The sequence below is a fragment of the Moraxella sp. CTOTU47579 genome (assembly GCF_032004885.1).
Classification (GTDB): Bacteria; Pseudomonadota; Gammaproteobacteria; order Pseudomonadales; family Moraxellaceae; genus Faucicola; species Faucicola tetraodonis.
The window spans coordinates 25,385-33,837 of sequence record NZ_DALZOJ010000020.1; the positions used below are offsets into that span (position 1 = coordinate 25,385).

Here is an 8,453-nt window from a genome sequence, read left to right on the forward strand (position 1 = left end):
ATAATGGCATTTGACATGTGGTTTGATTGTGACAATGAGAAAATTAATTGTCAAATTTCGCATGAGGACGAACGTATTTTACGTTTAGCCGAAGGTAACACTAACTTTTCAACGCTTACTTGGCTATTGGATAACTTTTATAATGACCCAGTGATTTATCCGAATGTTGCTAAATCACTGGTCGTTGAATTAAATAATTTGGCAGACTATTTTGCGAAAAATAACCATAAGCAATCTATCACTCACTGTCAGAAAATCGAAAACTTTATCCGTTTGTCAATTGAAAAAATGCAAGTTATTCATTGCATCAGTGACTAAAACACATAATTTAAACAGTAGATTGTGTGTGAATTTTCATCGCCATTACTTGGCGAATCATTTCACTGATATGTTTTTTAGTATCATCATCTTGGGTTACAAGCCAATCACTCACATCTTTATCTAGCAAATGCTGTTGTTCTCGCAACCGATTAAGATGGGAAATTTGTGTCGCTCTTTGAGCATTTGAGAAATCGTATTCAGTTTGCATATTGTTTTTCCTCGTTTTTGGTTGCTTTTCGTGCAGATATTAACCGAATCATATCATCATTATCCACATAACAATAGACAACAACTAATAAGCGATTTGCCATTCCTAATAATACAAATCTTGGTTCATCGTGGTCAAAATCTTCACGTACTAGCGCATTCGGGTCAAGTAATGCAATTTTTGCTTCATCAAAACTTACACCATGTTTGATTTTATTACTCTCAGCTTTATTTTGGTCAAAAGTTATTTGTATCAATTTAGCGACCCACATTCATTTTTTCATTAACACTAGAAAAATATATCACATCTCTTTTTCTTTAGTGACACGTAACACTTCTTCCAGCGTGGTTTTCCCTGCCAATACTTTTTTGAGTCCATCGGCACGAATTGACGGTGTCTTACTCCGCGCATACGCTTCTAACTCAAACTCGGCCGTTTGGCTATGAATCAGTTGTCGCAGTTTGTCATCGACAGGCACCACTTCATAAATCGCGGTACGTCCCCGAAATCCTGATTGATTGCACTTCTCGCAGCCCACAGGTTTTGGCAGTTTAATCTCTCCGACTTCGCCTATTTCAGTAAAAATCTGCGTTTGATAGGCATCGGCAAGTGCCCATGTATGGCAATGCGGACACAAAGTACGCACTAGTCGCTGTGCCACCACGCCAATGAGGCTCGATGACAACAAAAACGGCTCAACCCCCATATCTTGTAGTCGCGTCACCGCACCAATCGCGGTGTTGGTATGCAGGGTCGAGAGCACCAAGTGACCTGTGAGTGACGCTTGCACTGCAATTTCTGCGGTCTCTAAATCGCGAATCTCCCCCACCATCACCACATCAGGGTCTTGGCGTAGCATGGCTCGCAAACTACGCGCAAAGGTCATATCCACTTTATTATTGACTTGGGTTTGCCCAATACCATCTAGCTGAAATTCAATCGGGTCTTCAGCGGTCAAAATATTACGGGTGTTATCGTTCAAATCCGTTAAAGCCGCGTATAGCGTCGTGGTTTTGCCCGAACCTGTCGGACCTGTGACAAGAATAATGCCATGCGGGCGATGGATTAAGCGTTTAAGCTCGCTATAATCATTGTCTGACAAACCCAAATAGGTCATATTTAATCGACCCGCCTGTTTATCCAAAAGCCGCATCACCACACGCTCACCAAAATTTGATGGCAAGGTCGATACCCGCACATCCACTTCTCGCCCAGCCAGACGTAATGAGATGCGTCCATCCTGCGGTACCCGTTTTTCAGCGATATCCAGTTTTGCCATCACCTTGATACGGGACACCAGTAGCGGTGATAGTTCCCGTTTTGGACTGACGATTTCTTTAAGCACCCCATCCATCCGAAAGCGCACCGATAGCCGTTTTTCAAAGGTTTCGATATGGATATCTGAGGCGTTTAGGCGGATGGCTTCAGACAGCAGCGCATTGATTAGCCGAATGATGGGCGCGTCATCTTCTTGGTCCATCAAGTCTTCCGTCTCAGGGACACTGTCAGCGAGACTCATCAAATCGGGATGGTCTTCAAGCCCAGCGGCAATATGCTGAGATTCCCCTGTGTTACCTGCATAGACAGCGGCTAACTGCTTTTCAAAATCGTCACTTTGCGCCATGGCAAAATTCAATGGCAGCGGCACCCCTGCTTGACTGGCAAAACGGTTGGCTTCGTTGATGGCTTCCATAGGGGTATCAGCGGTCATTAACAACGTCGGCGGGGCAGTCAAATCTTGCGAGTATTGCAACAGCAGTTGATGACGTTTGGCAAAACTATAGGGCAAGGCAATCGGATTTAGCATAGGGATTATCAAATGAAATAAGCCAAGAAAAGATGCGTTCCATTGTAGCTTATCAACAAGACAAATCCTACCAAGGCGCACAAAAAGACCCTGAGTCAGGCTATATTTTGTTATACTAAAGCATTTTTTACTGATTGATAACCATGACAATCAAAATCTAAAAAGGGATGACAATGACCCAAAACACTTTAACTCAAAATCCTGCGACCCAAAATCCTTCAAGCCAAAATACGCTGATAACCGCAAACGACCTGCTACACATTGGTTCGCGCACGTTTACCTCTCGTTTGCTCGTCGGTACTGGCAAATATACAGATTTGGCACAAACAGGCGAAGCCATCGCCGCCAGCGGCGCGCAAATCGTCACTGTCGCCATTCGACGCGTAAATATCGGGCAGAAGAAAGATGAACCCAACCTACTCGATGTGATTTCTCCCGAAAAATACACCATTCTCCCTAACACCGCTGGCTGTTTTGACGCGGCTAGCGCCGTTCGTACCTGTCAGTTAGCGCGTGAATTGTTGGATGGGCACAACCTTGTCAAACTTGAAGTATTGGGCGATGAAAAAAACTTGTATCCCAACGTCATCGAAACTGTCAAAGCCGCTAAGACCTTAATTGATGATGGCTTTGATGTGATGGTGTATACCTCAGATGACCCAATTGTTGCCAAAGAACTCGAGAGCATGGGCTGTGTGGCGATTATGCCATTGGGCAGTTTGATTGGCTCAGGTTTGGGATTACTCAATCGCCATACTTTAAGTCTCATCATTGAGCAAACCCAAGTGCCTGTTTTGGTGGATGCAGGCGTCGGTACCGCCAGTGATGCCGCCATTGCCTTAGAATTGGGCTGTGATGGTGTGCTCATGAACACCGCGATTGCCCATGCACAAAACCCTGTGTTGATGGCGTCTGCCATGAAACATGCGGTGATGGCTGGACGTGAAGCCTTCTTGGCGGGTCGTATGCCAGCACGTTATATGGCACAAGCTAGCTCGCCACAGACTGGCTATTTTTTCCGCTAATTTATTATTTCACACTTAAGGACATCGCATGCGTCTGCTCACCGCCATTGACCAGTTATTTATCTTACTTGAAAATCGCAATCAGCCGATGCACATTGGTGGGCTGTTCTTGTTTGAGATTCCCGATGGCGCAAGCGATACCTTTGTCAGTGATTTGGTGCAGCAGATGGTCACGCAAAAGACGCCGCCGAGTTTTCCGTTTAACCAAGTGTTGTATCACCTAGCATGGTGGAAAACCGATGAAAACTTTGAAGTCGACCATCATTTTCGCCATATCGCATTGCCAAAACCAGCACGTATCCGTGAGCTATTGACTTACGTGTCCCAAGAGCACAGCAAATTACTCAATCGTGCCAAACCGATGTGGGAATGTCACATCATCGAGGGGATTGAAGGCAATCGTTTTGCGTTGTATTTTAAGATTCATCATTCTATGGTCGATGGGATAGCGGCGATTCGTTTGGTGAAAAAATCGCTATCAGAATCGCCAACCGAGCGTATTAGCTTGCCAATTTGGTCGCTAATGACCCGTCATCGTCACCAACTTGATGCTTTGATACCAGAAGATAAATCCCTTCTGCGTGTCGTCAAAGAGCAAGCGCTGGCTATCCCACCCGCCATCAAAGCCTTAGGTAAAAATGTGGTAGAGCGATTTCACAAAGACTACATTACCACTACCCAAGCGCCAGATAGCCCCCTCAACCAACCGGTATCAAGCTCACGGCGTATCTCTGCCCAATCTTATGAGCTTATTCGGTTTCAAACCATCGCCAAACATTACGCTGTGACCGTCAATGATGTGATTTTGGCGATTTGTTCGGGCGCGTTACGCCGTTATTTGCTCGATATCAATGGCTTACCCAAAAAACCCTTGATTGCTTTTGTACCCTTATCACTGCGCGGTGACAACGATAGCGCAAGCCAACACGTTGGCAATCAAATTACCTTTATTTTAGCCAATCTTGCCACCCACCTTGCCGACCCTGTTGCCCGGTTAAAGACGATTAATGGCAGCACCAAAAATAGTAAAAAACGCTTTTCACGGATGAAGCAAGCCTCGTCGATTATTTATAGTGGGGTTGCTTATAGCCGTTCAGGATTGCAGGTACTTACCGGTCTGTTTCCCGATTATCGCGGTTTTAACTTGATTATCTCAAATGTACCAGGTTCTCATCAGCCATTGTATTGGCAAGGGGCAAAACTGCAGGCGCTGTATCCTGCCTCGATCGTGCTCAATGACCAAGCGATGAATATCACCTTGTGTACTTACGTGGATAAAATCGAGTTTTGTATCGTCACCTGTAGCCAAATATTGCCCCATAGCCAACGATTACTCACCTATATGGAAGAGGAACTCAAAGAATTTGAATCACTCATGAGCAATTAGGCTAATGCAAACTTTGACAATAAAAAACGGCAGTGACTGCCGTTTTTTAATGAAATAAACTTTATCTTATATTTAGTGATTTAAGATTTTTGACAAAAAATCTTTCGCACGCTCGCTACGCGCACCGGCAAAGAATTCTTCACGGCTACAGTTTTCAACGATATGACCTTGATCCATAAAGATGATACGGCTGGCGACTTGGCGCGCAAAGCCCATTTCGTGGGTCACACACATCATGGTCATGCCCTCATTAGCAAGCTCAATCATCACCTCAAGTACCTCTTGAATCATCTCAGGGTCAAGTGCGGAAGTTGGCTCATCAAACAGCATTGCAATCGGGTCCATACTAAGCGCGCGTGCAATTGCTACCCGTTGCTGCTGACCGCCTGACAACTCGGCAGGGTATTTTTTGGCATGCGCTGACAAGCCCACGCGGTCAAGATAACCTAAGCCTTTTTTCTGCGCTTCAGACTGACTACGACCCAATACTTTGATTTGTGCCAAGGTCAAATTTTCTAAGATGGATAAATGCGGAAACAGTTCAAAATGCTGAAATACCATCCCTACACGGCTACGTAGTTTTGGCAAGTCGGTTGCTTTGGCGCCGACCGACATGCCATCAATCAAGATTTCACCTTGTTGAAAGGCTTCAAGCCCATTGACGGTTTTGATTAAAGTTGATTTGCCGCTACCTGATGGACCACAGATGACGGTCACATCGCCTTTGTGCACATGCGCGGTACAGTCGGTCAATACTTGAAAGTCGCCATACCATTTACTGATTTTGTTGACATTAATCATGATATCGGGACTGGCGTGTCCACTGTTTGATACCAAGCCACCAAATTCGTTGAGCCAGGTGGTTTCATCAATTTTAGTAACTACTGACATGTTATTATTCCTTTATTCAATATTGATTAAGCCATGCGAAAGCGTTTGCGTAGGTGGTTGACAGCGGTCGATGCGGTTAGACTGACCACAAAATAAAACGCCCCTGCCAACAAGATATAGGGGGTTAATAACCCCATCAAGTCACCGCGTACGTATGAGGCTCGGAAGAAATCCACCAAGCCAATCGCGAACACCAACGTCGTATCTTGGAACAAAATAATCGACTGTTGTAGAAGTAGCGGAAACATCTTGCGAAACGCTTGTGGCAAAATAATAAAGCGCATGGTCTGACCATAAGTCATACCCAAGGCTTTAGCAGCATTGACCTGTCCTTTGCCAATCGACTGGATACCCGCACGTACAATCTCAGAAAAATATGCGGCTTCAAACACCATAAATGCCACCACGCACGAAGTAAACGCGGTATCCAACGTCAAATACGTGCCCGTCACCAAGTTATACACCATCGGCACAGCAAAATAAAACCAAAGCAATACCAGTAGCAGCGGCACTGAACGGAAAAAGTTGACATACAGCTTGGCAGGCACGGCTAAAATACGAATACCCGACAACCGCATCAAGGCTAGAATCGTACCCAGCGCCAAACCGCCAATGATAGCTAAAAACAACACTTTGAAGGTGATCCATAAGCCACCCATCAACCCTGGCATTGCGGCTTGTAATTCCATCATATTCATGCGCCACCCCCATCGATTTGACCTTTGATGCGTAATTTTTTCTCAAGCCAAGTCATAAAATAAATCAACACCAAATTAAACAATAAATAAATAATCGTGGTAAAGGTATACACTTCGATATTGTTTTGGGTATATTCACTGATAGTTTTGGTTTGGCTAATCAGCTCAGTAACCCCGACCAATGAAGCGACCGAGGCATTCTTAAAACAGTTGGTAAGCTCAGAGCTCATCGGTGGTAAAATCACCCGAAATGCCTGTGGCAATACGATATGGCGATACGTCTGTGGCAAGGTGAACCCGAGCGCATAGGCAGCATTGGTTTGCCCTTTTGGCAATGATTCAATGCCCGTACGCACTTGCTCTACAATACGCGCTGCAGTAAATAACCCAAGACCAATACTTGCTGAAATAACTGCCGAGGTATTTGGGTCTAACTCCTGAAACCACCATTTTTGTAAGGCTGGTGTCAGCCAAGTAGGTGCCACATAAAACCAAAAGAATAACTGTATTAATAGCGGAATGTTACGAAAAAAACTCACATAAGCCGTACCAATCGCTCTGGCAGTTTTATTTGGTAAAGTACGCATAATACCTAAAATCGTACCGATAATTAAGGCAATCAGCCAGCCACTCCCACCAATGACCAACAGCCATTTAAAGCCTGTCAATAGCCACTGCCAGTAAACTTCGTTGCCCACGCCTGTTGGTTGCAGCAACACGCCCCAATTCCAACTATAATTCATTGCCACCCCCAAAATCCTGTCTAGCAAATTGATTCACCCAAAAACTAAAACTGACGTAACCACAATTGATAGGTGATGACGTCAGTTTTATGTTGGATAGTAACCTTCCTAACCTAGTTTGTTGTTATCCCATCAACTAAGGTTTTGTTGCACTTGCAATTGCATTGCTTGCAGATGCCACAGCGGTTGCCACATTACTAGCGCCCGTTGCTACTGCATTAACGGTAGCAGATGCGGCTGCATTAGCGACGTCTTTTGGTTGCGCGCCGTCATGTGGGTTTGCTAACAAGCTTTTTAAGTTATCAGACATTTGGAAGTTCATGTTGATGTTTTTTGGTGGAATCGGTGACATGAACCATTTTTTGTAGATGTCGTTGATTTCACCTGATGAATAAGTCGCAACCAACGCATCATCAACTACTTTTTTGAATTCACTATCGTCTTTGCGCATCATACAGCCGTAAATTTCATACGATTGTGGGGTACCAACAATGACCCATTTGTTGGGATCTTTGGCTTTGGCTTTTTCACCCGCGAGCAGTACGTCATCCATCATGAAGGCTGCCGCACGACCGCTTTCTAACATCAAGAAAGATTCGCCGTGGTCTTTGGCAGAAACGATGTTAATGCCCATTTTTTTGTCATCGTTGAGTTTTTTGATAAAACGCTCAGAGGTGGTACCTGCGGTAGTCACTAAGGTTTTGCCTTTTAAATCCGCAAAATCTTTGATGCCTGAATCTTTAGCGGTTAATAAGCGAGTACCAATCTCAAAGAAACCGTTTGAGAAAGCCACTTGTTTTTGGCGCTCTTCATTGTTGGTGGTTGAACCACACTCTAAGTCAACCGTACCATTTTGTACCAATGGAATACGGGTTTGTGAGGTTACTAGGTTGTAACGCACTTTGAGGTCTGGCATATTCAATTGTTTTTTGACTGCATCAACAATTTTTAATTGGAGGTCATGGGCATAACCCACCGGTTGGTTTGGCGTACCTGCGATATAAGAAAATGGAATTGAGGAATCACGGTAACCCAGTACGATTTCCCCTGATTTTTTAATTTTATCGAGCGTTTTTTCACCAGTAGCCGCTGCCGCTGGTTGGCTACCTTCAGTCCCTACCGCTTTGTTGTCGCTGGCTTTGTTACAACCTGCAAGACCTAATGCCATAATAGCAACGGTTGCTAAGGCGATTGGCTTTTTAGAGATTAAAATCATCCTATGATCCTTGTCGTATGATACGTTCTTAGTTAATCTTTTCGCTGTGTGGCTATAAATGCCAAATCGAGTGAAAAGATTCCCCCATCTCTTTATGTTTATCTAAGGTACTCCCCAATGTCTAGACCAAATAATCACAAAATTAAGATAGAATTGG

At 44.5% G+C, this 8,453-nt stretch carries 10 protein-coding genes; 3 read left to right on the plus strand and 7 right to left on the minus strand.

Going from position 1 to position 8,453, the window contains the following annotated elements; genetic code table 11:
* Positions 1 to 3: 3 nt before the first annotated feature.
* Complete coding sequence (locus tag RTP55_RS10150; protein ID WP_219333418.1) at positions 4 to 318, plus strand: hypothetical protein; 315 nt, start codon at positions 4 to 6, stop codon at positions 316 to 318.
* Positions 319 to 328: 10 nt separating this feature from the next.
* Here RTP55_RS10150 and RTP55_RS10155 read toward each other — a convergent pair whose 3' ends face one another.
* From RTP55_RS10155 to gspE, 3 genes are read right to left on the minus strand one after another with little or no spacing between them, the layout of a single operon-like run.
* Positions 329 to 529, minus strand: a complete 201-nt coding sequence (locus tag RTP55_RS10155; protein WP_050324717.1) for a hypothetical protein — start codon at positions 527 to 529, stop codon at positions 329 to 331.
* Complete coding sequence (locus tag RTP55_RS10160) at positions 519 to 800, minus strand: BrnT family toxin (RefSeq protein ID WP_144918076.1); 282 nt, start codon at positions 798 to 800, stop codon at positions 519 to 521. Before RTP55_RS10160 ends, RTP55_RS10155 begins: the two co-directional genes overlap by 11 nt.
* Before the next feature lie 30 nt (positions 801 to 830).
* Positions 831 to 2,336, minus strand: coding sequence for a type II secretion system ATPase GspE (gene gspE, locus RTP55_RS10165; protein WP_409418441.1), 1,506 nt, complete (start codon positions 2,334 to 2,336; stop codon positions 831 to 833).
* A gap of 173 nt (positions 2,337 to 2,509) precedes the next feature.
* On the opposite strand from gspE, the gene RTP55_RS10170 reads away from it, so the two are divergent.
* Positions 2,510 to 3,361 (plus strand): thiazole synthase, encoded by an 852-nt coding sequence (locus RTP55_RS10170; RefSeq protein ID WP_312385889.1) that lies wholly within the window; start codon positions 2,510 to 2,512, stop codon positions 3,359 to 3,361.
* 28 nt (positions 3,362 to 3,389) lie between these two features.
* Complete coding sequence (locus RTP55_RS10175; protein ID WP_239743029.1) at positions 3,390 to 4,748, plus strand: WS/DGAT/MGAT family O-acyltransferase; 1,359 nt, start codon at positions 3,390 to 3,392, stop codon at positions 4,746 to 4,748.
* 72 nt (positions 4,749 to 4,820) lie between these two features.
* Here the strand turns inward: RTP55_RS10175 and RTP55_RS10180 are convergent, their stop codons facing one another.
* From RTP55_RS10180 to RTP55_RS10195, 4 genes are all read right to left on the minus strand, one after another.
* On the minus strand, positions 4,821 to 5,549 hold the full coding sequence (locus tag RTP55_RS10180) for an amino acid ABC transporter ATP-binding protein (protein WP_138019449.1): 729 nt from the start codon (positions 5,547 to 5,549) through the stop codon (positions 4,821 to 4,823).
* Positions 5,550 to 5,665: 116 nt separating this feature from the next.
* Positions 5,666 to 6,337, minus strand: coding sequence for an ABC transporter permease subunit (locus RTP55_RS10185; protein WP_007116978.1), 672 nt, complete (start codon positions 6,335 to 6,337; stop codon positions 5,666 to 5,668).
* The gene (locus RTP55_RS10190; protein ID WP_040404072.1) at positions 6,334 to 7,080 is read right to left on the minus strand and encodes an amino acid ABC transporter permease; all 747 of its coding nucleotides are present in this window, start codon (positions 7,078 to 7,080) and stop codon (positions 6,334 to 6,336) included. The genes RTP55_RS10185 and RTP55_RS10190 overlap by 4 nt, the downstream gene beginning before the upstream one ends.
* Before the next feature lie 136 nt (positions 7,081 to 7,216).
* Positions 7,217 to 8,296, minus strand: coding sequence for a glutamate/aspartate ABC transporter substrate-binding protein (locus tag RTP55_RS10195; RefSeq protein ID WP_312385891.1), 1,080 nt, complete (start codon positions 8,294 to 8,296; stop codon positions 7,217 to 7,219).
* Between the last annotated feature and the right edge of the window lie 157 nt (positions 8,297 to 8,453).